26 protein-coding genes and 1 riboswitch are annotated in these 22,659 nt (G+C 70.0%); of the genes, 14 read left to right on the top strand and 12 right to left on the bottom strand.

From position 1 onward, the window contains the following. Nucleotides 1–8 precede the first annotated feature (8 nt). The 5 genes from LO931_RS12165 (at nucleotide 9) to gcvP (ending at nucleotide 5,642) form a co-directional block, all read left to right on the top strand. Entirely contained in the window at nucleotides 9–458 is a 450-nt protein-coding gene (locus LO931_RS12165; protein ID WP_304523509.1) for an FHA domain-containing protein, read from the top strand. After that, nucleotides 455–1,147, top strand: a complete 693-nt coding sequence (locus tag LO931_RS12170) for a MerR family transcriptional regulator (RefSeq protein ID WP_229053860.1) — start codon at nucleotides 455–457, stop codon at nucleotides 1,145–1,147. Before LO931_RS12165 ends, LO931_RS12170 begins: the two co-directional genes overlap by 4 nt. Nucleotides 1,148–1,152: 5 nt before the next feature. Continuing rightward, nucleotides 1,153–1,614, top strand: a complete 462-nt coding sequence (locus LO931_RS12175) for a bifunctional nuclease family protein (RefSeq protein ID WP_229053861.1) — start codon at nucleotides 1,153–1,155, stop codon at nucleotides 1,612–1,614. A gap of 158 nt (nucleotides 1,615–1,772) precedes the next feature. Beyond that, nucleotides 1,773–2,366 carry a MerR family transcriptional regulator gene (locus LO931_RS12180; RefSeq protein WP_229053862.1) on the top strand — a complete coding sequence of 198 codons (594 nt, stop codon included), beginning with the start codon at nucleotides 1,773–1,775 and terminating at the stop codon, nucleotides 2,364–2,366. A 287-nt stretch (nucleotides 2,367–2,653) separates the two neighbouring features. After that, nucleotides 2,654–2,748: riboswitch (glycine riboswitch) on the top strand. Between the two features lie 68 nt (nucleotides 2,749–2,816). Continuing rightward, nucleotides 2,817–5,642 (top strand): aminomethyl-transferring glycine dehydrogenase, encoded by a 2,826-nt coding sequence (gene gcvP, locus LO931_RS12185; protein ID WP_255657911.1) that lies wholly within the window; start codon nucleotides 2,817–2,819, stop codon nucleotides 5,640–5,642. Here gcvP and LO931_RS12190 read toward each other — a convergent pair. From LO931_RS12190 to sigK, 3 genes are read right to left on the bottom strand one after another with little or no spacing between them, the layout of a single operon-like run. Next, a complete protein-coding gene (locus LO931_RS12190; RefSeq protein ID WP_229053863.1) occupies nucleotides 5,582–6,388 on the bottom strand; it encodes a serine aminopeptidase domain-containing protein in 807 nt (268 codons plus the stop codon). The two genes, gcvP and LO931_RS12190, sit on opposite strands and share 61 nt — an antisense overlap. 13 nt (nucleotides 6,389–6,401) lie before the next feature. Continuing rightward, nucleotides 6,402–7,100, bottom strand: a complete 699-nt coding sequence (locus LO931_RS12195; RefSeq protein WP_229053864.1) for an anti-sigma factor domain-containing protein — start codon at nucleotides 7,098–7,100, stop codon at nucleotides 6,402–6,404. Continuing rightward, nucleotides 7,097–7,708, bottom strand: coding sequence for an ECF RNA polymerase sigma factor SigK (sigK, locus tag LO931_RS12200; protein ID WP_229053865.1), 612 nt, complete (start codon nucleotides 7,706–7,708; stop codon nucleotides 7,097–7,099). Before sigK ends, LO931_RS12195 begins: the two co-directional genes overlap by 4 nt. Before the next feature lie 85 nt (nucleotides 7,709–7,793). Here sigK and LO931_RS12205 point away from each other — a divergent pair, with 85 nt between their 5' ends. The 5 genes from LO931_RS12205 to LO931_RS12225 all read left to right on the top strand — a co-directional run bounded on the left by LO931_RS12205 (nucleotide 7,794) and on the right by LO931_RS12225 (nucleotide 11,209). Further along, a complete protein-coding gene (locus tag LO931_RS12205; RefSeq protein ID WP_229053866.1) occupies nucleotides 7,794–8,468 on the top strand; it encodes an alpha/beta fold hydrolase in 675 nt (224 codons plus the stop codon). Between the two features lie 51 nt (nucleotides 8,469–8,519). Then, on the top strand, nucleotides 8,520–8,885 hold the full coding sequence (locus LO931_RS12210; protein ID WP_229053867.1) for a hypothetical protein: 366 nt from the start codon (nucleotides 8,520–8,522) through the stop codon (nucleotides 8,883–8,885). Next, a complete protein-coding gene (locus LO931_RS12215) occupies nucleotides 8,878–9,285 on the top strand; it encodes a hypothetical protein (RefSeq protein ID WP_229053868.1) in 408 nt (135 codons plus the stop codon). The genes LO931_RS12210 and LO931_RS12215 overlap by 8 nt, the downstream gene beginning before the upstream one ends. A 4-nt stretch (nucleotides 9,286–9,289) precedes the next feature. Further along, nucleotides 9,290–9,739 carry an SRPBCC family protein gene (locus tag LO931_RS12220; RefSeq protein WP_229053869.1) on the top strand — a complete coding sequence of 150 codons (450 nt, stop codon included), beginning with the start codon at nucleotides 9,290–9,292 and terminating at the stop codon, nucleotides 9,737–9,739. 297 nt (nucleotides 9,740–10,036) lie between these two features. Further along, entirely contained in the window at nucleotides 10,037–11,209 is a 1,173-nt protein-coding gene (locus LO931_RS12225; RefSeq protein WP_229053871.1) for an RtcB family protein, read from the top strand. Nucleotides 11,210–11,301: 92 nt separating this feature from the next. On the opposite strand, the gene cobA is transcribed toward LO931_RS12225, so the two are convergent. From cobA to LO931_RS12255, 6 genes are all read right to left on the bottom strand, one after another. Next, entirely contained in the window at nucleotides 11,302–12,492 is a 1,191-nt protein-coding gene (cobA, locus tag LO931_RS12230; protein ID WP_229053873.1) for a uroporphyrinogen-III C-methyltransferase, read from the bottom strand. Between the two features lies 1 nt (nucleotide 12,493). After that, nucleotides 12,494–13,771 (bottom strand): sulfate adenylyltransferase subunit 1, encoded by a 1,278-nt coding sequence (locus LO931_RS12235; RefSeq protein ID WP_229053875.1) that lies wholly within the window; start codon nucleotides 13,769–13,771, stop codon nucleotides 12,494–12,496. Nucleotides 13,772–13,919: 148 nt separating this feature from the next. Beyond that, nucleotides 13,920–14,324 (bottom strand): hypothetical protein, encoded by a 405-nt coding sequence (locus LO931_RS12240; protein ID WP_229053877.1) that lies wholly within the window; start codon nucleotides 14,322–14,324, stop codon nucleotides 13,920–13,922. Continuing rightward, entirely contained in the window at nucleotides 14,317–15,048 is a 732-nt protein-coding gene (locus LO931_RS12245) for a hypothetical protein (protein ID WP_229053879.1), read from the bottom strand. Before LO931_RS12245 ends, LO931_RS12240 begins: the two co-directional genes overlap by 8 nt. 762 nt (nucleotides 15,049–15,810) lie before the next feature. Next, nucleotides 15,811–16,722 carry a sulfate adenylyltransferase subunit CysD gene (gene cysD, locus LO931_RS12250; RefSeq protein WP_229053881.1) on the bottom strand — a complete coding sequence of 304 codons (912 nt, stop codon included), beginning with the start codon at nucleotides 16,720–16,722 and terminating at the stop codon, nucleotides 15,811–15,813. Nucleotides 16,723–16,736: 14 nt separating this feature from the next. Next, on the bottom strand, nucleotides 16,737–17,540 hold the full coding sequence (locus LO931_RS12255; protein ID WP_229053883.1) for a phosphoadenylyl-sulfate reductase: 804 nt from the start codon (nucleotides 17,538–17,540) through the stop codon (nucleotides 16,737–16,739). Nucleotides 17,541–17,662: 122 nt separating this feature from the next. On the opposite strand from LO931_RS12255, the gene LO931_RS12260 reads away from it, so the two are divergent. After that, complete coding sequence (locus tag LO931_RS12260; RefSeq protein ID WP_229053885.1) at nucleotides 17,663–18,037, top strand: VOC family protein; 375 nt, start codon at nucleotides 17,663–17,665, stop codon at nucleotides 18,035–18,037. Between the two features lie 24 nt (nucleotides 18,038–18,061). After that, a complete protein-coding gene (locus LO931_RS12265; RefSeq protein WP_229053887.1) occupies nucleotides 18,062–18,682 on the top strand; it encodes an L-threonylcarbamoyladenylate synthase in 621 nt (206 codons plus the stop codon). Here LO931_RS12265 and LO931_RS12270 read toward each other — a convergent pair. The 3 genes from LO931_RS12270 to LO931_RS12280 are packed head-to-tail and all read right to left on the bottom strand — an operon-like array spanning nucleotide 18,679 to nucleotide 21,054. Next, on the bottom strand, nucleotides 18,679–19,188 hold the full coding sequence (locus LO931_RS12270; protein ID WP_229054293.1) for a DUF1992 domain-containing protein: 510 nt from the start codon (nucleotides 19,186–19,188) through the stop codon (nucleotides 18,679–18,681). The genes LO931_RS12265 and LO931_RS12270 overlap by 4 nt on opposite strands. Before the next feature lie 49 nt (nucleotides 19,189–19,237). After that, nucleotides 19,238–20,065, bottom strand: a complete 828-nt coding sequence (locus tag LO931_RS12275; protein WP_229053889.1) for a CoA ester lyase — start codon at nucleotides 20,063–20,065, stop codon at nucleotides 19,238–19,240. 47 nt (nucleotides 20,066–20,112) lie between these two features. Continuing rightward, the gene (locus LO931_RS12280; protein ID WP_229053891.1) at nucleotides 20,113–21,054 is read right to left on the bottom strand and encodes a DUF808 domain-containing protein; all 942 of its coding nucleotides are present in this window, start codon (nucleotides 21,052–21,054) and stop codon (nucleotides 20,113–20,115) included. Between the two features lie 104 nt (nucleotides 21,055–21,158). Here LO931_RS12280 and LO931_RS12285 point away from each other — a divergent pair, with 104 nt between their 5' ends. Both LO931_RS12285 and LO931_RS12290 read left to right on the top strand, forming a co-directional pair. After that, on the top strand, nucleotides 21,159–22,181 hold the full coding sequence (locus LO931_RS12285) for a hypothetical protein (RefSeq protein ID WP_229053894.1): 1,023 nt from the start codon (nucleotides 21,159–21,161) through the stop codon (nucleotides 22,179–22,181). Nucleotides 22,182–22,269: 88 nt separating this feature from the next. Next, on the top strand, nucleotides 22,270–22,656 hold the full coding sequence (locus LO931_RS12290) for a hypothetical protein (RefSeq protein WP_229053896.1): 387 nt from the start codon (nucleotides 22,270–22,272) through the stop codon (nucleotides 22,654–22,656). Nucleotides 22,657–22,659: the final 3 nt, after the last annotated feature.

Below are 22,659 nucleotides of genomic sequence, written 5' to 3' on the forward strand. Positions count from 1 at the left end.
CCCTGGACATGACGACGCCAGGAGACGGTGCGCCGGAGCCGGACCCGCGTGACTCGATCGAGCACACGACCCACATCCCGTACGTCGACCACGACACCGAGGAGATGTCCCCCGAGGACCTCGCCACGGTCGAGAAGCTGCCGACCGGCTCGGCCATGCTGCTGGTGCAGCGCGGCCCGGAGGCCGGAGCGCGCTTCCTGCTCGACGCCGACGAGATCACGGTCGGTCGTCACCCCGAGAGCGACATCTTCCTCGACGACATCAGCGTCTCGCGTCGTCACGCCACGTTCCGCCGCGAGGGCGAGACCTTCGTGGTCTCCGACAAGGGCAGCCTGAACGGCACCTACGTCAACCGCGACCGCATCGAGCGCGACATCGTGCTCGCCGGTGGCGACGAGGTCCAGTTCGGCAAGTTCCGCCTGCTGTTCTTCGACGGCGCGACCCCCGGTCGCGCATGAGCGGGGGAGCCGCTTCCTTCGAACGACTCGGTATCGGCAAGGTCCTCGACGAGCTCCAGCAGGAGTTCCCCGACCTGACCATCACGAAGATCCGCTACCTGGAGTCCGAGGGTCTGCTCGAGCCCGAGCGCACGCCGTCGGGCTACCGCAAGTTCAGCTTCGGTGACGTCGAGCGGCTCCGCTTCATCCTGCGGCAGCAGCGTGACGCGTTCTGGCCGCTCAGCCACATCCGTCAGGTGCTCGACGACCTCGACAACGGGCGGGCACCGGGCGAGGAGACGGGGCGCCACCTGGCGCTGGCCGAGGACGGCCTGCCCACGGCCGAGACCTTCAGCGAGCGCCCGAGCCGCGCCCGCCTGTCGCGCGAGGACCTGCTCGAGCAGGCCGGCATCGGCGACGACCTGCTGGTCGACATCGAGGCCCACGGACTCATCGTGCGTCGTGCGCGCCAGCAGTACTACGACGGCGACGACCTCGCGATCGCGAGCGCGGTCGCCGAGCTCGCCCGGCTCGGGGTCGAGCCGCGTCACCTGCGGCAGGTCCGCACCGCCGCGCAGCGTGAGGCCGACCTGGTCGACCAGGTCGTCGGCCCGCGGTCCGGTGAGGACGCCCAGGCCACGGCGGCGGCGCTGGCGGCGGGCTCGATCCGACTCCACACCCTGGTGCTTCGGTCGCTCCTGCAAGGCTGATCCTCATGCGCGAGGTCGAGGTCGTCGGTGTCCGGGTCGACATGCCCGCCAACCAGCCCCTGGTGCTGCTGCGCGAGGTCGGCGGCACGCGGGTGGTCCCCATCTGGATCGGTGCGGTCGAGGCCTCCGCGATCGCGTTCGCGCTGCAGGGCACGCCCACGGCCCGGCCCTTGACGCACGAGCTCATGGCGGCGACCGTCACGGCCCTCGGCGACGAGCTCGAGCGGGTCGAGATCGTCGACGTGCGCGACGGCATCTTCTTCGCCGAGCTGCACTTCGCCTCCGGGGCGGTCGTGGAGGCGAGGCCGTCGGACGGCATCGCCCTCGCGCTGCGGTGCGAGGCGACGGTGCTCGTGGCCGAGGACGTCCTCGACGCGGCGGCGATGGTGCCGGAGTCGGAGGAGGAGGAAGAGGTGGAGCGCTTCCGGGAGTTCCTCGACGACGTCGATCCCGAGGACTTCGCGTAGCGGGACCGTCGTCGGTGACGCGGTCGAGCCGCGACACGCCGCAGCGGTCCTTGACGACCCTAACCCTCACCCTTAACTTGAGGTTGCTGTCGAAATCTCCCCGATGTCATTACGCCGGGGTAGTCTTCCCCGTAACGACGCCATCGAAGGGCCGTGCCATGATCGATCCCCGCGACGCCGCACCTGATTCCTCAGGGCGCGACGACGCCGCTGCGGCTGCAGCCGGTGACCAAGGTCTGCTGTTCGACGACGACGTGGCCCCCATCCCCGTCGACACGGGTTACCGCGGCCCCACGGCGTGCTCCGCCGCCGGCATCACCTACCGCCAGCTCGACTACTGGGCCCGCACGAAGCTGGTCGAGCCCACGGTCCGCTCGGCCACCGGCTCGGGCACGCAGCGTCTCTACTCCTTCCGCGACATCCTCCTGCTCAAGATCATCAAGCGCCTGCTCGACGCCGGTGTCTCGCTGCAGCAGATCCGCACCGCGATCGACCACCTCCGCCTGCGCGGCACCGACGACCTCACCCAGGTCACGCTCATGAGCGACGGCGCCAGCGTCTACGAGTGCCGTTCCGCCGACGAGGTCATCGACCTCCTGCGTGGCGGCCAGGGCGTCTTCGGCATCGCCATCGGCGGTGTCTGGAAGGAGATCGAGGGCTCGCTCCACGAGCTCCCGAGCGAGCGCACCGCCGCCGACGCCCCCGCCACCGACGAGCTCTCCGCCCGTCGACGCGCCCGCGGCGCCAGCTGAGCCCTTCCCGGGGTGCCTGCACGATGTGTGCACTTAACGACCTCACATCGGTCGATCGGGGCCGGTTAGCGCACACATCTGCACGTGAGGCCGCCAGACCCCGATAAACGCACACATCTGGCGGAGAACGGTTGGATGACCGGAGCCCGGGCCACGCTGGGTTGTCCGTGCCTGCTTGTCCGGTACCGCCCCGGGCCTTGGCCTGCCGTGCCTGCACCCCGCGTGACGCACCTCCCGCGCGTTCGGCGCCCTGGCGCCGGGTCACCTTGCTAGGCTGGCCTGGCTGATGACGCCGCGTGGGAGAGACTGACCCACCCAGGGCAGCGCCGAAGGGGCAATTCCTCCCCGGAACCTCTCAGGCACCCAGGACCACACGGACGAAGCAATTCTGGAGGTCTGCCGACAGAAGGGGAGGGGAGCTCAGCCCCTCGACCCCATCTGGAGCGTTCTGTGACCTCGTTCGTCGACCGCCACATCGGTCCCCGCCCTGCCGACATCGAGGCGATGGTGAGCCGCGTCGGCTTCGACTCGCTCGACGCCCTGATGGCCGCAGCCGTCCCGGCCGGCATCCGCACGCAGCAGGCCAGCGCCGTCGCCACGATCGGCCAGAGCGAGCACGAGGTGCTGGGCCGTCTCCGTGAGCTGTCGGAGCGCAACAACCCCGGCGTCGCCATGATCGGCACGGGCTACCACCCGACGCTGACGCCGCCGGTCATCCGACGCAACGTGCTCGAGGACCCGTCCTGGTACACCGCGTACACGCCGTACCAGCCGGAGATCTCGCAGGGGCGCCTGGAGGCGCTGCTCAACTACCAGACCCTGATCGGCGACCTGACCGGTCTGCCCACCGCGAACTCCTCCCTCCTGGACGAGGGAACCGCGGCTGCCGAGGCCATGACCCTCGTGCGCCGCGCCGTGCGCGGCCGGGAGACGGCTCCCGTGGTCATCGACACCGGGCTGCACCCGCAGACCATCGCGGTCGTCGCGACCCGGGCCGAGGCGATGGGCATCGAGCTCGTGCACGCCGACCTCTCGCAGGGCCTCCCGGTCGACGACTGCGCCGGCGCGATCATCGCCTACCCGCGCAGCGACGGAGCGATCGTCGATCCGCGCGGCGTCATCGAGGCCACGCATGCGGCCAACGGCCTGGCCGTCGTGGTCACCGACCCGCTGGCACTGGTGCTGCTGTCCTCGCCCGGCTCGATGGGTGCCGACGTGGCCGTCGGCTCGGCGCAGCGCTTCGGCGTGCCGATGTTCTACGGCGGACCCCACGCCGGGTTCATGGCCGTGCGCGAGGGCCTCGAGCGTCACCTCCCGGGCCGCCTCGTCGGCGTCTCCGTCGATGCCGCAGGTCGCCCGGCCTACCGCCTCGCGCTGCAGACCCGCGAGCAGCACATCCGTCGCGAGAAGGCCACGTCGAACATCTGCACCGCGCAGGTGCTCCTGGCCGTGGCCGCGTCGATGTATGCGGTCTACCACGGCGCGGACGGCCTCCGGGAGATCGCGACCCGCACCCACGCACACGCCGCCACGATCGCAGGCGGCCTGCGCGCCGGGGGAGTCGAGCTCACCTCCGACGCCTTCTTCGACACCGTCACGGCACACGTGCCCGGTCGTTCAGCCGAGATCGTCGCCGCGGCCCGGGCCGCGGGTGTCCACCTGCGGCCGCTGGACGCCGACCACGTGGGCATCAGCACCTCCGAGGCGACCACCAGCGAGCACGTCATCGCGGTGCTCACGGCCTTCGGCGTCGACGCCCAGGCGGGAACGCCCGGATCCGCACTGCCGACCGGCCTGCTGCGCACCGACCAGATCCTGACGCACCCGGTGTTCACCGAGCACCGCAGCGAGACGCAGATGCTGCGCTACCTGAAGAAGCTCAGCGACCGCGACTACGCCCTCGACCGCGGCATGATCCCGCTCGGCTCCTGCACCATGAAGCTCAACGCGACGGCCGAGATGGAGCCCATCAGCTACCCCGGCTTCGCCGAGCTGCACCCGTTCGTCCCGGCCGAGGACGCGGCCGGCTTCATCGAGCTCGTCGACCTGCTGGAGGGCTGGCTCGCCGACCTGACCGGCTACGCGCAGGTCTCGATCCAGCCGAACGCCGGATCGCAGGGCGAGCTCGCGGGCCTGCTCGCGATCCGCGCGTACCACCGCAGCCGGGGCGACCTGCAGCGCACGATCTGCCTGATCCCGAGCTCGGCGCACGGCACCAACGCCGCGTCCGCCGTCATGGCCGGCATGAAGGTCGTGGTCGTCTCCTCGACCGACGACGGCGAGGTCGACCTCGACGACCTGCGTGCCAAGTGCGAGAAGCACGCCGACGAGCTGGCCGCGATCATGGTCACCTACCCCTCGACCCACGGCGTGTACGAGCACGGCATCACCGAGCTCTGCGACGTCGTGCACGCGCACGGCGGCCAGGTGTACGTCGACGGCGCCAACCTGAACGCGCTGGTCGGCCACGCACGCCCCGGTGAGTTCGGCGGCGACGTGTCGCACCTGAACCTGCACAAGACGTTCTGCATCCCGCACGGCGGCGGTGGCCCCGGCGTCGGTCCGGTCGCGGTGGGCGAGCACCTCGCTCCCTTCCTGCCGACGCACCCGCTGCACCCCGACGCGGGGCGCCGCGAGGGACTCGGTCCGATCAGCGCCGCGCCGTACGGCTCGGCCGGCATCCTGCCGATCCCGTTCGCCTACATCGCGCTGATGGGGGCCGAGGGGCTCACGCAGGCGACGTCGGTGGCGGTGCTCTCGGCCAACTACGTGGCGAAGCGCCTCGAGGAGGCGTACCCGGTGCTGTACTCCGGCGACCACGGCCTCGTCGCGCACGAGTGCATCCTCGACCTGCGTCCGCTCACGAAGGCTGCGGGCCTCACGGTCGACGACGTCGCCAAGCGCCTCATCGACTACGGGTTCCACGCGCCGACCATGAGCTTCCCTGTCGCGGGCACGCTCATGATCGAGCCGACGGAGTCCGAGGACCTCGCCGAGCTCGACCGCTTCTGCGACGCGATGCTCGCCATCCGCGCGGAGATCGACCAGGTCGCCGGTGGTGACCTGGACGCGCAGGACAACCCGCTCGTCAACGCGCCCCACACGGCCCGTGAGCTGCTGGAGTGGAAGCACGGCTACAGCGTGTCCGACGGCGTCTTCCCGTCCGGGTCCACCGACGACAAGTACTGGCCGCCGGTCGCGCGGATCGACCAGGCCTACGGCGACCGGAACCTGGCCTGCACCTGCCCGCCGATCGAGGCCTTCGCAGAGGCCTGAGCCCAGAAGTCGACGATGCGGTCGACCACGACCTCGGGGCTGCGCACCCAGCGGACGTGGTCGGTCGTGCCGTTCGGCCCGGCGGCCTTGGCCGTGTACGTCCAGCGCGTCGTGAGCTCGGGGTCGCAGAAGCGGTCGACGAAGTCGTCGGTCGCGGCCGAGACGGCGTACGGGTCGGCCTGCAGCTTGATGATCAGGGTCGGGACGTCGAAGCGTCCGTCGACCCGGAAGGGCGGGCGACCCGTGACGGCCCACGCGCCCCACTCGCGCATGAGCGTGCGCGCGCCCGGGCCACCGAATGCCGGCTTCGGCAGGTAGCCGAAGGCCACCGTCAGCGGCCACGCCATCGCTCCCGCGGCCAGCACCGGGATGCCTGCGTGCGGGTAGCGGCGGAAGTACGGCGTCGACGTGCCGATGCCCACGAACAGGTCGGGGCGGTCGTCCGCGTCGGCGCTGCCGAGCGCCTGACCCGCAGCGATCTGGCCGCCGAGGCTGTGCCCCAGCACCATGACGGGACGGTCGGCCACCTCACCGCGGGCGGCGCGGATCGCGTCAGTGAGGTCACCGATCTCGTCGGCGTACGACCAGTCCGCGCGCCGTGAGGCGCGCGGGAGGTCGTCCTCGAAGCCGCGCCGCGGCAGGGCCCGGGCGTCCCAGCCGCGACGTTCGAACGCGTCGACCAGGGGAGCGTAGTAGCGCGACCCGATGGCCATCGCGGGACTGATCAGGACGATGGGGGACTGCACGTCTCCCATCCTGTCAGAGCGCGACGGTGCCGATCGGCAGCGAGGTCGGCTTCGCCGAACCACCGGCAGGCTCGACCGTCACCGCCATCTGGTCAGCGCCGTCGACGTCCGAGACGTAGGTCATGTCCGAGTTCTCGAGCAGTCCGGCCGAGGTCGGCACGCCCTCTCGCATCGTCCAGAGCTGGTACACGCGGTCCGACAGCGTCGGCAGGCTGCTGACGGTGACGACGGCGGCGTCCAGCTTCGAGGAGTGCACCAGGCGCATCGTGCCACCGCCGCTGAGCTCGGTGTCGGCGATCTGGGCGTCCGCAGCCGTCATGACGGCCTCCACGTCGGACTGCTGCGCCTGGTAGTCCTGCAGCTGCTGGTGCTCGAGCACGTACCCGGTGACACCGACGGCAGCCACGGCCATGGCGGCGGCCGCCACGAGACCGACGGCTCGCGAGCGCAGCGGCCGCTTGCGGCGCATCGGCACGACCGTGGGTCGCTCCTGGGGCGTCGTGGCGGCGGCCGAGAGGATGCGGGCGCGCAGGGCGTCCGGCGGGTCCTGGGCGACGGCCTCGCCGAGGCGCACGGCCGTGGCGATGAACCCGTCGACCTCCTCGCGGCAGGTCGGGCAGGAGTCGAGGTGAGCCTCGAACTCCGTGCGCTCGTCGGGCTCCAGGACGTCAAGGGCGTAGGGGCCCACGAGGGAGTGGAGGTCGATGGTCATGCGGTCACCCCCATGCAGTCGCGGAGACGGATCAGGCCGTCCCTCATTCGGGTCTTGACGGTCGCGAGGTTCGCGTCGAGCAGCTCGGCGACCTCGGGATAGGTGTACCCGCCGTAGTAGGCGAGGTTGACGGACTCCCGCTGAAGCTCGGTGAGGCCGTCCATGCAGCGCCGGACCTGCTCGTGCTCCAGGTTCACGATGACTTCCTCACTGACGACGTCGTGGTCGGGCCCCCCGACCCAGTCGTAGTTGTCCTCGCGGTCCGAGGCGGCCTGGTCGTGGCGGATGGCGTCGACGGCACGGCGGTGGGCCAGCACGAGCACCCACGTCTTGGCACGGCCACGCTCCGGGTCGAAGCGGGTGGCCGTCCGCCACACCTGGAGGAAGACCTCCTGGGTGACCTCCTCGGCCCGCGCCGGGTTGCGCAGCAACCGGCGGGTGAGACCGTGGACCGACGAGCCCAGCGCGTCGTACAGCGCGGCGAAGGCCTGGTCGTCGCCGCGTGCGGTGCGCACGAGGAGGTCGTCCAGGTCCAGCGCCGGGGCGTCGTCGACGGACGACAGGTGGCGCTTGTCGTCGGGCGACGACGGTACGGACGTGGGGGGCATCGGAGGGCCTTTCTTGACGCTTCATGGGTATTTCGCTGCTGCAGCAAGGGTGGATGGGTCGGATCCGGCGCGGATTCTCGGTGGTGTGGATCACGCGATCATCGGTCTGCGGACGTCGATCCACCGTGTGACGATGTCGGGCGTGCCCTACGTCCTCGACCGACTCCACGATACGTCCGATGCGCGATGCGTCGTCCTGTTTCTGCACGGCGGACAGCAGAACAATCTCGAGCCCGTCGAGAAGAAGCACGCCAGCTGGTGGCGCATGAACGCGATGGCCAAGCGCGTCGGAGGCTTCGACGGCACCGTCGTGACGTACCTGATCCGGTTCGGTGCGCGGGGCTGGAACGACCCGGCGGCCCCGTCGCCCGTGGGTGACGCCCGCCAGGCGCTCGCCGAGATCCGGGAGAGCCACCCGGGCGTGCCGATCGTGCTGGTCGGGCACTCGATGGGTGGGCGGACGGCGTGTCGCGTGGCCGACGAGAAGGGCGTGATCGGCGTCGTGGGACTGGCGCCGTGGCTGCCGGAGGGCGAGCCGATCGCCGGCGTGACCGACCGCGACGTGCGGATCATCCACGGAACGCGCGACCGGTGGACGTCGGCGCCGTTGAGCAAGGTGTGGGCCGAGCGGGCTCGCTCCGTGGCGACGAGCGTCGAGTGGACCTCGCTGCGCGGTGTCGGGCACTTCATGTTCCGCCGTGTGTCGGCCTGGAACGGCTTTGTGACAGACTCCGTGGCGGAGATCCGGGCCCTCGCGTGAGCGGCCCGGCGGTGCCGATCGGCACCGTCAGCGCCCCGTGAGAGGACCGGTGTGAACGATCCCGTCGCCTACGCCGTCACGGCGTACGCCCTGGTCGCCGCGGCCTACGCCGGGTGGCACCTGTGGCGGGAGGCGCCGTTCTCGAACGGCCTGTTCTACGTCGTCTCGGTGCTGGAGCTGCTGCTGATCGCGCTGCTCGTCGGCGGCTCGATCGCCCTCGCCGGCACCGAGCGGGACGTCGACGGCGTGCTCTTCATCTCCTACCTCGTGACGACGCTCGTCATCCCACCCGCCGCGATCCTCTGGGGCGTCGCCGAGAAGTCACGCTGGGGCTCAGGCGTCGTGGTCGTGGCGATGCTGACGGTGGCCGTCCTGGTCATCCGGGTGCTCGGTATCTGGCAGGGAGCGTATGTCTGAGTCGTCGCGCAGCACCCCCACCTCGAGCGGCTTCGGCCGTGCGTTGGTCGCGCTGTACGCCGTGTTCGCCCTGGCGGCGGCGGCACGCTCGATCTACCAGCTCTCCGCGAAGGCGTCCGAGGCCCCGGTCGCGTACACGCTGTCGGCCGTGGCCGGCATCGTCTACGTCGTCGCCACGTACGCGCTGGCCACCGATCGGCGGCAGCTCGCCGTCGCGACGATCGGGTTCGAGCTCGCCGGTGTCCTCGGCGTCGGCGTGCTGACCCTCGTCGACGGCGAGCTCTTCCCCGACGCGACGGTCTGGAGCGACTTCGGGGCCGGCTACGGCTTCGTGCCTCTGGTGCTGCCCTTCGTGGGACTGTGGTGGGTGCGCCACACGCGGCGCCGATCCGGGGGATGAACTCGTGGACCGCGCGCCGTACGTCCTGGTCTCGACCTGGCGCGTCGACGCGCCGCCGTCCGCGGTCTGGACGGTGTTCGAGCGCTTCGTCGACCAGCCGGATCCCTTCGAGTGGTGGGACGACCTCCGGGTCCGTGGGCGCCGGTCCGACCTGATCGACGTCGAGACCAGGAGCGCGCTCGGCTACCGACTGCGCTTCCGGCTGCACTCCCTGCGTACCTTCGAGCTCCACGTCATCGCGTTCGACGCCGTGGGGGACCTGTCCGGGTCGGGGCGGGTCGAGCTCAGCGAGGTCGGGGGTGCCACCCAGGTGCGGATCGACTGGACCGTCGCCACGACCCGCCGTTGGATGCGCTGGACCGAGCCGGTGCTGCGTCCCGTGTTCGCCGCCGCCCACCGCCGCGTCATGCGCCGCGGCGAGCGCGCCCTGAACGCCTGGCTGGCCCGCCCCTGAGCGTCGCTGAGTCGGGGCAGGGCTGACAGGGGAGGGGTGACAGGAGCGGCACAGATCCGCTAGTGTCCCTCGCTGTCCCGGCACTCGACCGACCGAGAGGAGCGCCGTTCATGTCCAGCCCCATGGTTGCGAAGCAGCACGTGTCGTTCCCCGAGTACTCCCGCCGCAGCGGGAGCGGTCGGTCATGTCGTGGACCGGCGTCACACTGACGCCTCGTCACACGCCCCGACCACACCTGTGGTCGGGGCTTTTTTCATGTCGGCGCACCCGCGCCGGCCCTCACGGAAAGGAAGATTCATGAAGCACCTCACGCCCACGCTCGTCAGCTGGGCGTCGATCCTCGACGAGAACACGGAGCAGCAGGCCGCCCGGACGGGACGGATGCCGTTCGTGTTCCCGCACGTGGCCCTCATGCCCGATGCCCACCTGGGCAAGGGCGCGACGGTCGGCTCGGTCATCCCCACGGACGGTGCCCTGATCCCGGCAGCGGTCGGGGTGGACATCGGCTGCGGGATGATGGCGGTCCGCACGCCCCTGACCATCGACGACCTGCCGTCGGACCGGTCCGCGGTCCGGGAGGCGATCGAGGCAGTCGTCCCCGTCTCGGCCGGTGGCTACAACGATGCCGTCACGCGGGACCACACCCGGGAGCGGCTCGACGAGCTGGCGGCGGCAGCGGAGAAGGCCGGCTTCGATCCTGCTCGGTACACCGGGTCCTGGGAGCGGCAGCTCGGCACGCTGGGCTCCGGCAACCACTTCATCGAGCTGAGCCTCGACGAGCAGGACCGGGTCTGGATGTTCCTGCACTCCGGTTCGCGGGGCGTGGGCAACAAGATCGCCCAGCACCACATCGCGGTGGCGCAGAAGCTCTGCAAGCAGTGGTGGATCGAGCTCGAGGACCCCGATCTCGCCTACCTGGTCCAGGGGTCCGACGAGTTCTGGGCGTACGTGCGGGAGCTGCGGTGGGCGCAGGAGTTCGCACTGCAGAACCGGGCCGAGATGATGGACCGGGTCCAGGCCTGCGTCGCGGCGTGGGTGGGTGTCGACGAGCTGGAGCGGCTCGACGAGATCAACTGCCACCACAACTACACCTCCCAGGAGAAGCACTACGGCCGGAAGGTCTGGGTGTCCCGGAAGGGTGCCATCGCTGCCGACGTCGGGCGGCGGGGGCTCATCCCGGGTTCGATGGGCACGGCGTCCTACGTCGTGACGGGCAAGGGCTTCGCGCCGTCCCTCGCGTCCGCACCGCACGGTGCGGGCCGGGAGTACAGCCGGACCCGGGCCCGGAAGACGTTCACGGTCGACGACCTGCGGGCCGCGATGGGCGACATCGAGTACCGGGACTCGGCGGCGTTCGTCGACGAGATCCCGGCGGCCTACAAGGACATCGACCAGGTGATGGCCGATGCCGAGCAGCTCGTCGAGGTCCAGCACACCCTCCGGCAGCTGGTGAACGTCAAGGGTGACTGACGGCTCACCCCGCCAGATGTGTGGACTTGCGCCCCAGCTCGTCAGAGAAAACGGGGCGCAAGTCCACACATCTTGGTGGCTGGGGTGGGTGGTCAGGGCCAGTCGGGGGAGAGGCGCACGACGTCGCCGATCACCGTCACGGCCGGTGCCCTCGCTCCGACTGCCGCTGCCGCCTCCGCGATGGTCGCGAGGGTGCCGACCGTGACGCGCTGCTCGTCGGTCCAGCCGCGCTCGATCACGGCCACCGGGGTCTGCGGGTCGTGTCCCGCCTCGACGAGCTCGGTGGCGGTCGTGGCCAGGCGTCGCACGCCCATCAGCATCACGATCGTGTGGTCGCCGCCGACCGGCAGCTGACCCAGCTCCTCGTGACCGGTCAGCACCGTGAACCCCGTGGCCACACCGCGGTGGGTCACGGGGATGCCGGCCGCGGCCGGGACCGAGATCGCGCTGGTGACGCCCGGCACGACCTCGACCGGGATGCCGGCGGCCTCGCAGGCGAGTCGCTCCTCACCACCGCGTCCGAGCACGTAGGGATCGCCACCCTTGAGGCGGACCACGACCTTGCCGGCCTGCGCGTGCTCGACCAGGATCCGGTTGATCTCGTCCTGCGGCACCGGATGGTGGTCCGGTCGCTTGCCGACGTCGACGACCTCGACCTCGGGCGACAGCTCGTCGAGCAACGACACCGGCCCGAGGCGGTCGACCACGACGACGTCCGCCTCGGCCAGCAGCCGGCGACCACGCGACGTGAGGAGGCCGGGGTCGCCCGGCCCGCCGCCCACGAGGGCGACCGACCCGCCCGGATGGTGCGTGCGGTGCCGCAACGGGAGCTCGCCGCCCTGGAGCGACGCGGCCACCGCGTCACGCAGCTGCGACGCGCGACGGGCGTCGCCACCTCCGCTGATCGCGATGGTGATGTCGTCGACCTCGGCGATCGCCGGGAACCAGGCGGTCGCCGCGTCCGGGTCGCCGCCCTTGAGGCACCAGACCTGACGCTCCTCGGCGTCCCGGGCGACGACGTCGTCGATGGGGGAGTCGGTGGCGGTCTGCACGAGCCAGGCGCCGGTCAGGTCACCGGTCTCGTAGCCGCGACGGTGCCACGTGACGACCCCGAGGTCGGCCAGCTCACCGATGCGCGCGCTGGCCTCGGGCGAGACGACGACGACGTCGGCTCCCGCCTCCACCAGCGCGTGCGTGCGCCGGGTCGCGACGTGTCCGCCGCCGACCACCAGCACTCGTCGCCCGGTCAGGCGCACGGTGACGGGAAGGCTGCCGGAGGGCACGTCAGACCGCGGCGGTCGCGAGCAGCGCGTCGCCGACCATGCCGGCGGCGAGCGTGGCGCCGTCGTGAGCGTCGATCAGCAGGAACGCACCCGTGGCCCGGGAGTGCAGGTACTCCTCGGCCGCGATCGGCGCGGCCAGCCGCAGGGTCACGTGCCCGATGTCGTTGAGGCCGAGGGTGTCGGCCGGCTGCAGCTCGGCCGCGTCGAGGTCGAGTCGACCGCCGACCTGCTTGACCATGGCCTGCACCGTCGACGTGCCGTGCTTGAGCAGCACTTTCGTGCCGGCGCGCAGCTCGCGGTCGGACAGCCACGCCACGGTGCCCTCGACGTCCTGCGTGACGGCAGGGACGCTGCGCGACGTGACGATCTGGTCGCCGCGGGAGACGTCGACGTCGTCGGTCAGGCGCAGGGTGACGGACTGCGGGGAGTAGGCCTCCTGCAGCTCGCCGTCGGCGGTGTCGATGCCCGCGACGGTACTCGTGCGGCCGCTCGGCAGCACCGTGACCGGGTCGCCGACGCGGACGAGACCGGACGCGATCTGACCGGCGTAGCCGCGGTAGTCGCGGAAGCGCTCGCCGGCGGCCTGCTGCGGACGGATGACGAGCTGCACCGGGAAGCGCAGCGGCTCCGACTGCGGCTCACCGGCCGGCGACAGCGTCTCGAGGACCTCGAGGAAGCTCGGGCCGTCGTACCAGGGGGTGCGCTCGGAGCGGTTCACGACGTTGTCGCCGGCCAGGGCCGAGACCGGGATCGTGATGACGTCGCTGAGTCCCAGGGCCGTGGCCGAGGCGTTGACCTCGGCCGAGACGCGGTCGTACGTGGCGCCGTCGAAGTCGACCAGGTCGATCTTGTTGACCACGACCACGACGTGCGGGACCCGCAGCAGCGAGGCCACCGCGAGATGGCGCCGCGTCTGCTCCTGGAGACCCTTGCGCACGTCGACGAGCAGCACGACCACGTCGGCGGTGCTCGCGCCGGTGACGGTGTTGCGCGTGTACTGCACGTGCCCGGGGCAGTCGGCGAGGATGAACGACCGCTCGGCCGTCGCGAAGTAGCGGTAGGCCACGTCGATCGTGATGCCCTGCTCGCGCTCGGAGCGCAGACCGTCGGTCAGCAGCGCGAGGTCAGCCTGCTCGAGTCCACGGTCACGGCTGACCCGCTCGACGGCGTCGAACTGGTCGGCGAGGACGGACTTGGAGTCGTACAGCAGCCGACCCACGAGGGTGGACTTGCCGTCGTCGACCGATCCGGCCGTCGCCAGACGAAGGAGGGTTCCCATCAGAAGTAGCCCCACTGCTTCTTCAAAAGTGCAGCATCAGGCGTAAGCAATTCGAGGGCCATACAACAATTCTAAGTCGAGCGGGCCCCTGCCCATCATGTGGATGTATTCCGTGAGACTGGACGGTATGCGCTGATCGAATCGGTGCTCAGACCAGCGGGTCCGCCAGTCGGATTTCCGCGTGCTCACCAACGCGAACCTCAACGCCCGGCTTCTTCGAGGCGCCCCATTCGGACGCGTCCTTGATGGTAACCAGAGTGCGGCTTTCTGCCGTCACGGACAGTCCGATTGTCGCGCCGACGCTTGCTTCGGACCGATCAGAGACGACGGCAACCGACATTTTCTCGTACACGGAGGCCACTCGCAGACGTAGCTTCACCAACTTCACCACACCGAGCTGCTCGAGCGTCTCTGGGTCGCTCACAGAAACTTCGCGGTAGAGGACGACTGACGAGCCCTCAGTGACTCCGAAGTTGGCGCCCTTGTTCAAGGCGATTCTGTGGGCGTCGAGAATCTCCGCAACTAGAGAATCGATCGTTACGTTCTCAGACATCGTCGCCTCCAGGCGCTTCTAGATCGGTGGAATCTTCGAGCATCTTGTAGTCGTCAAGAGAGCTACTTCGGAGACCGAGGCCAGGTGGTACCGCTGAGCCAACCACCGCCTGGTTGATCAGGCCATCCCACGAATCCAGCCGCACGAACTGGGTTGCTCGTAGCGTGACAATCTTGTCCGTCACGCTTTCGACCGCGAGGATTGCGATCGGCTTGTCCGTGTCGAGGTGCACAAGCGCGAAGCGTGCTTTCTCATTCAGCTCTTCGACCAGGGTTGCCCGGCCCGGTTCCGTGTCGAGCAGGTCAGCCGACACCAGGACCGCCCCGCCTTGGATGTCGAAATGTCGAGGTTTCAGACCAAAGTTCATTGAACCCACAGCGCCAACGGTGCGAGACCAGCCTTCCCGAATTCCGCGCTCCCAGAGCCTCGGCAGGGCCTCGCGCAATGTTGTGACCTGAGACTCAAGGACGGATGCAGCGCTCTCCGCCTCGCCCAAGCGCTGAACTGTGCGTTCGTGTGCGTTGTAACGGTTCACCACCGTCGCTGCGAACGAAACGATCGGAGCGGAAGCCGCTGCAACGGCTGCGACGCCGACCAAGATCCAAGCCCACGGTTGCCGTGCCTGATCTGAGAGCCCGTACAGAAAGGATGCGATCCCGGCCGTGAACCCAACAGCGACGGCGATGCGGTTCGCCGCCGATCGAAGAGGGCCCGAGAACGCCATGCAGTAAGCCTATGGCTTCGCCAGGGTCAGTACCGGCAGGACCGATCCGCGCCCACACTGCTGCGACCGACTGTCTTAGGCGAGCAGACGAGACAGATTAGGGTTGACCGTCATCCCTGCGACGCCTCGTGGTCTTCGAGTCAGGCTCGCGAATGAGGTCGAGGTCAACTTCGGGTCGCTTCGGGACATAAGAAAATCCCTTCTCGGATTCGGGGTCGTAGTGGACGACCAAGCCTTCACGCAGCAGCTTGGCCTTCCAGGGAGAATGCATCCGCTGCCGGGTGGGCGACACGGGCAGTCCGCGCCGCAAGCGGTTTTCCATCCGAAGCATCGAGACCGCGTGTCGATGTCGGTGCTCCGGCCGGATCTCCCAGGGGATTAGATCGTCGTCGCGTTCGATCCTCCGCGCGATGCCGTGCTGCTGCCGAACGTTCCGCCACATGGACATCGATGTCTCAACGTCGTACTTGCGGAGGTACTCATCGCGAATCCAGGCGTAAGTCTTCCCGGATTCGATCCACTCGAGGACCTCGCGTAGGTCGACAATCTTCGATCTATTCGCCACCGAAGCAAAGTACTAGTAAGAGCGCCTCGAGTCTCGGGTTCGCAGCAGGACTCACGAGGCAGGCAGACGCTGTCCTGACCTCCGCGACGGATGAGGCACCTTAGAAGTTCAGGAGATCATTAGAAGTGCCCGAGAGCTCTTTCAGTCCGTCACGAAACAGCTGCAATTCCAGTACTTCATGAGGACGGTGCGCCGGTTCAGAAGTAGCCTTCCTTCTTGCGGTCTTCCATGGCGGCCTCGGAGATGCGGTCGTCGGCCCGGGTGGCGCCTCGCTCGGTCACGCGGGTGGCGGCGACCTCGGCGATGACGTCCTGGACCGTGACGGCCGGGCTGTCGACGGCGCCGGTGCAGGACATGTCGCCGACCGTGCGGTAGCGCACCGTGCGGGTCGAGACGGTCTCGCCGTCCTTGGGCTGGGCGAACTCGCCGACCGAGAGCAGCATGCCGTCGCGCTCGAAGACCTCGCGGTCGTGGGCGTAGTACAGCGACGGCAGCTCGATCTTCTCGGCGCCGATGTACTGCCAGACGTCGAGCTCGGTCCAGTTGCTGATCGGGAACACGCGCACGTGCTGGCCAGGCGTGTGGCGACCGTTGTACAGGTTCCAGAGCTCGGGACGCTGGTTGCGCGGGTCCCACTGGCCGAACTCGTCGCGCAGGCTGAAGATCCGCTCCTTGGCGCGGGCCTTCTCCTCGTCGCGACGACCGCCGCCGAACACGGCGTCGAACTTGTGGCCCTCGATCGCGTCGAGGAGCGGCTGCGTCTGCAAGGGGTTGCGCGTGCCGTCGGCGCGCTCGCGCAGGCGACCGTCGTCGAGGTAGTCCTGCACGCTCGCGACCTCGAGGCGCAGGCCGAGACGCTCGACCGTCGCGTCACGGAAGGCGAGCACCTCCGGGAAGTTGTGACCCGTGTCGACGTGCAGCACGGGGAACGGCACCGGCATCGGCCAGAAGGCCTTGACCGCCAGGTGCAGCATGACGACCGAGTCCTTGCCGCCGGAGAAGAGCAGCACGGGCCGCTCGAACTCGGCGACGACCTCGCGGATGATGTGGATCGACTCCGACTCCAGCCACTGCAGATGGGTGAGTCGACGTTGCTCGACGGTCGTCATGGTTCCTTCGGGGCTCACGTGTGCAGGCCACACTCGGTCTTGTCGAACCCCGCCCAGCGACCGGCACGGGGGTCCTCGCCGGGGGCGACGCGACGCGTGCACGGGGCGCAGCCGATCGACGGGTAGCCGTCGTTCACGAGGGGATTGACGATGATGTCGTGGTCGCGGGCGTAGTCCAGCACCTCGTCGAACGTCCACGACGCAAGGGCGTTGATCTTGACCAGGCCGTTCTTGGCGTCCCACGTGACCCACGGCGTGTTCGCCCGCGTCGGGCCCTCGTCGCGGCGCACGCCGGTGATCCAGGCCTCGTAGCCCGCGAGCGTGCGGGTGAGCGGCTCGACCTTGCGCATCTCGCAGCAGAGGGCGGGCTCGCGCCGGTGCAGCTCGGCGCCGTGCTCGGCGTCCTGCTCCGCGACGGTCTTGCGGGGGAGCACGTCGACGATCGTCAGCCGCATCGAGGACTCGACGGCGTCACGCGTGCCGAGGGTCTCGGCGAAGTGGTAGCCCGTGTCGAGGAACAGCGTGTCGACCCAGTCGATGTGCTCGGCGACGACGGCCGGCAGCACCGCGTCGGCCATCGAGCACGCGACCGCGGTGCGCAGTCCGAACGTGTCGCCGACCCACGTGAGGACGTCGTCGCTGGTGGTGTCGGGGGAGTCGAAGCGTGCTTCCGCCTCGTGGGCGAGCGCCTCGAGCTCGGCGTTGCTGCGGCGGGGCGCGAGCAGGTGCTCGCGATCCGCGAGGTGGGTGGCCCGCTCGGCGTCGTGGCGCTGCTGGCGCTCACGGCGTTCGGCGAGGGTGAGGCTGGCGGCAGCCATGGCACACTCCTTCGACGATCGACTGGTGTCAAGAGTAGAACCGGGCCCCGAGACGACCCATTCCCGGCCGAGCGCGTCCGCATCACGGGACGGATTCTGGTGAGGTGGGTCACACTGGACTCATGCCGACCTTTCACCAGCCGTTCAGCGGATTCGCCGTCGCCGACGTCCCGGCGGCCCTGACCTTCTACCGGGACGTGCTCGGACTCGACGCCTCCGAGGGCGAGATGGGCATCGGAGTCATCCACCTCGGTGGTGGCCACGACGTGATCTTCTACCCCAAGGGCGACGACCACGAGCCCGCGAGCTTCACGATCCTCAACCTGCCGGTCGACGACGTCGGGGCAGCGGTCGCGGAGATGACGGGCGCCGGGATCGACTTCGTGACGTACGAGGGCGCGCCGCAGGACGAGCACGGGGTGATGCGGGGCTACGGACCGGACATCGCGTGGTTCACCGACCCCTCGGGCAACGTCTTCTCCGTCATCGCCCGCTGACGACGCCTGGCGTACGGTCGGGGGATGGCTCGCTTCATCGACATCCACCCGCAGAACCCGCAGCAGCGTGCGGTCGACCAGGCCGTCGACCTGCTGACGAGTGGTGGCCTGATCGCGTTCCCGACCGACTCCGGCTATGCGCTGGGCGCCCAGATCGGCAACGCCGCGGCCCTGGACCGCATCCGCTCCATCCGGCAGCTCGACGACAAGCACCACTTCACGCTGATCTGCCACGACTTCTCGCAGCTGGGGCAGTTCGTGCACGTCGACAACACGGTGTTCCGGGCGATCAAGTCCGCGACGCCCGGGCCGTACACGTTCATCCTCCCGGCCACGCGCGAGGTCCCGAAGCGGCTCCTGCACCCCAAGAAGAAGACTGTGGGCGCCCGCATCCCCGACCACGCCGTGACCCAGGCGATCGTCGCGGCGCTGGGCGAGCCCATCCTCACGAGCACGCTGATCCTGCCGGGCGAGACCGAGGCGATGACCGACGCGTGGACGATCAAGGAGACGCTCGACCACGACGTCGAGGCGGTCGTCGACTCCGGCGAGGTCAGCCCGTCGCCCACGACCGTCGTCGACTTCCTCGACGGTGTGCCCGAGATCGTCCGTGAGGGCGCCGGGGACACCAGCCCGTTCGTCTAGGCCGACCGGCGGCGCCACCAGCGGCGCCGAGGAGTGGCCGCCGGGAGGACCGGTGCGACCGCAATCCGCGCTCGGCGTCGTGCGTGCCATGCCGTGACCTCGGCCTCGACGTCCCGCAGGGGAGTGATCACCGGCGGACCGCCCGCGAGCTGCCTCCGAGCCTCCACGATCCGCTGGTTGAACGTCTCGAGGGCGTCCCTCACGTCAGCGGCGCGGGCCAGTCGGTCCAGCGTGGCGTCGAGCTCGGTGTCGTCCTTGCGCAGCTGCAGCGCCTCGGGCAGGACGCCGGTGATCTTCTCGCGCTCCACCAGGCCCTTGAGCCACCAGTCCGGGTCGGTCTGCGACGTCAGACGGTCGGGGAGCGGCTTGCCGGTGTAGGGCAGCCCGTCGAAGTCGCCGCGGTCGATCGCCGCGCGAATCTGCTGGTCGACCCAGAGGACGGTGTCCTCAGGACGTCGCTCCCGGGTCGGGCGCTCCTGCTCGTCGTTCGGCTCCGGCATCGTCATCACCACCGGTGACAACGCTAGGCGGCGCAGGTGCGCCGGACAAGCGGTCTCAGTGCGCGTCGATGCCGAACACGCCGGCGCGATGGATCACCTGGCGGGCGTGGGCGAGCCGTGGCGCGATGGCGCCGGCGTAGCCCTCGGGCGGCGATGCCAGCAGCGACCGAGCGGCGTGCACGTCGGTCGGGCTCGGGGCGAACACCTCGTTCACGACCTGCGTGTGGGTGTGCGTCAGACAGATGCGTCCGGTCATGCCGAGCGATCGGGCGTGGACCGAGTCGGTGCGGGCGACGTCGGCGTCGTCGACGACCGTGGGGCCGTCGATCGGCGGCGGGAGGTCGTGTCCGCGGCTCATCAGCACGAGCTGGGAGCGCGCGTGGAGCAGGGCGGTCGGGTCGTTGCCGATGCCGAGGTCGCGGCGGAAGTCGCCCGTGCCGAAGGCGATGCGCGCTGTGCCGGACGTCGCGATGTCGCTGAAGCCGACGAACGCCCGCGCCGTCTCGACCATCGCGACGACCGGCTTGCCGCAGGCATCGAGCGAGGCGCGCACCTCGTCACCGGTCTCGGCCATCGCCAGCACGACGCCCTCGACGTTCGGGTGGCTCGCCGCGAGGTCCAGATCGGTCGCCCAGTCGGTGGTCGTCGCGCCGTTGGCGCGGATCCAGACCCGGTGACCCGCGTCGGCGTGGCGCAGCACCGCGTCGCGGCCCTGCGGCTTCAGCTCGTCGGGGCACCCGGCCTCGAGGTCGAGCACCGTGACGTCCGCGGCCGACAGCTCGTCGGGCGCGCAGGCGTCGATCGAGGCGGCCGAGACCAGGCGCCACGAACGGGCCATGGAGACGGGGACGGTGGGGGACTGGTCAACCTGGACTGCGGTCACGGACCAAGCGTAGGAACCGCCCGGCGTTACTCCCAAGTCAGAAGCGGTCAGTGTGACGAGGTCGACCGGCGGGGGACCAGGTGCAGGATCGCGACCACCACGGCACCCACCACGACACCGACGACGGCGGACGCCGCGGTGTTCGTCAGCCAGCCCAGCACCGCGCCGGCAGCGCCGGTCGCGTCGTGCACCGCGTGCTCCATGTCGTGCACGAGTCCGTAGGGGCCGTGCCACCCGAGGTCGTCGGTGCCGACCAGCAGGATGTGACCACCGACCCACAACATCGCGACCACGCCGACGGTCGAGAGCGTGAGCAGCACGATCGGCATCGCCCTGACCAGACCACGGCCGACGGCCTGCGCCGCCGACGACGCGCGCCGCGTCAGCGACAGGCCGATGTCGTCCATCTTCACGATGAGGCCGACGACGCCGTAGACCAGGACCGTGATGCCCAGGGCCACGATCACGAGGATGATCGCGCGCGTCCAGAAGGACTCGTCGGCGACCTCGTTGAGCGAGATCACCATGATCTCGGCCGACAGGATGAAGTCGGTGCGCACCGCACCCGAGACGACCGTCTTCTCCTGCTCGGGGCCGGACACGCTGGCCGGCTCGTCGGTCCCGTGCCCGTGACCTGAGAGCTTCTCCCAGATCTTCTCGGCTCCCTCGAAGCAGAGGTAGGTTCCGCCGACCATGAGGATCGGGGTCAGCAGCCACGGCAGGAACTCGCTCAGCAGCAGCGCCGCCGGCAGGATGAAGAGCAGCTTGTTGATGATCGAGCCCTTGGCGATGCGGCCGATGATCGCCAGCTCCCGCTCCGGCGCGAGGCCCTGGACGTAGCGCGGCGTCACCGCGGCGTCGTCGACGACGACTCCCGCAGCCTTCGCGCTGGCGCGGCCGGCGGCGGCACCGACGTCGTCGATGGACGCGGCAGCAAGACGGGCCAGGGCGGCGACGTCGTCGAGCAGGGCGACGATCCCGCCGGCCATCAGACGGTCCTCGGTCGGTCGTGGAAGCTCACGCGCTCAGGGTAGAGCAGGCCCGTGAGCCCGTGCGTCGGAACATCACGGCTCCCGCAGCGCTCTCTCCTGGCATGACGATGCTGCGCGATGCCCTGGGCCGCTTGCTCGCGGTCGCCGTGCTGGCGACGGTGCTCGGGTGCGCGAACGGCACGGCCGACAGCGGATCCGTCTCGGTCGAGGACCTCCAGGAGCAGGTCGCGTCACTGCCGGGTGTCGTGGCTGTGGAGGCCGAGGTGACCGAGCAGGACACCGACTACCGGGTGCTGGGCGTCGACGTCGTCGTCGACGACGGGATCGATGCCGACGAGCTGGCCGAGGTGCTCCGCACGGCGGAGGAGCTGGGGCCGCGCGTCGAGGCCGACGACTTCGGCGGGAGCGTGCGTCGTGAGAGCGACGCCGGGTCGACCGACGGTGCGCAGGTCCCGACGATCAGTCTCCGCGAGCAGTCGGGCGATCCCGGACGCCGCGCAGGGGGTTTCCTCACCGCACTGGCGCAGTACCCCGAGGCCCTCGTGACCGTCAACGGCGGTCTCCTCACCATCACGGGCGTCGACGCGGAAGGCTTGCGCGTGTCGGAGGTCATGGGCGCGATCGCCGACCACCCGCTGCTCGGGCACTTCCCGAGCACCGTCGTGCAGGTCGAGCACGCGGCCGAGGGGCTGCCCAGCGCGAAGGTGTGGATCGACGGTCTGATCACCGACGTCGCGATCGCCCACTGGCAGACCGTCGTCGACGTCGTCGCGACGACCCCGGTCGACGCGGCTCCCGAGCACGTCTACGTCCTGGTGCGCGACGACGCGATCGACCTGGCAGAGGTGTCGCTCGGCGGCGCCCTGCCGGAGGACGTGCCGGCCGACTTCGCCACCTGGAACCCGGTCGTCGGACCGATGATCGAGCAGCTCCTGCTCGTCGCGGCCGCCGCGCCGCACGAGGGCGGCACGGAGGTCGACGTCGACGGGCCGTCGGGAGAGCTCGCGGGGGTCTACATCACCGACTCGGCGGCTCCGAGCGACTACGGCGACCCGACGTGGTGCCTGTGGGCTGCCGACGTCGTGAACACGGCGTACCCTGCCGGGGTCCACGGCGGCGCCTGATCCGGGAACATCCGTGCGGCCCCGCGCCTCTCACGGAACGTGTCGGCCGCACCACCGCGGACGACCCGTGACACGCCCAGGAGGACCGATGCACCCGCACGGAAACGCCACCGTCTCGACGAAGGTCCAGGCCGACCGCATGGTCCACGCGCTCGACACGTTCGACGGTTCGGTCATCCGCGTCTCGGGCGACACGCTGTCGATCTCGGGCATCGAGGCCGACGGTCGCACGCTGGCCGACATCGCGCGTCAGGTCGCCGCCGACGAGGTGCTCGGCGAGGTCACGAGCCTGGACCTCGGAGTGCGCCACACGGTCGAGGGGCTCGGGCCCGTCACCGTCAGCACGGTCCGTGGTGTCACCGACCGTGTGATCCAGCTGCTCGAGCAGCTCGTGGGTGACGGGCTCGAGACCAAGCTGCAGGCGCTCGCGGGCGACCGCGACCGCGAGGTCGAGGTCCGCATCGTCGTGCGCTGAGGC

This window comes from Aeromicrobium sp. Leaf350 (assembly GCF_916858655.1).
Classification (GTDB): domain Bacteria; phylum Actinomycetota; class Actinomycetes; order Propionibacteriales; family Nocardioidaceae; genus Aeromicrobium.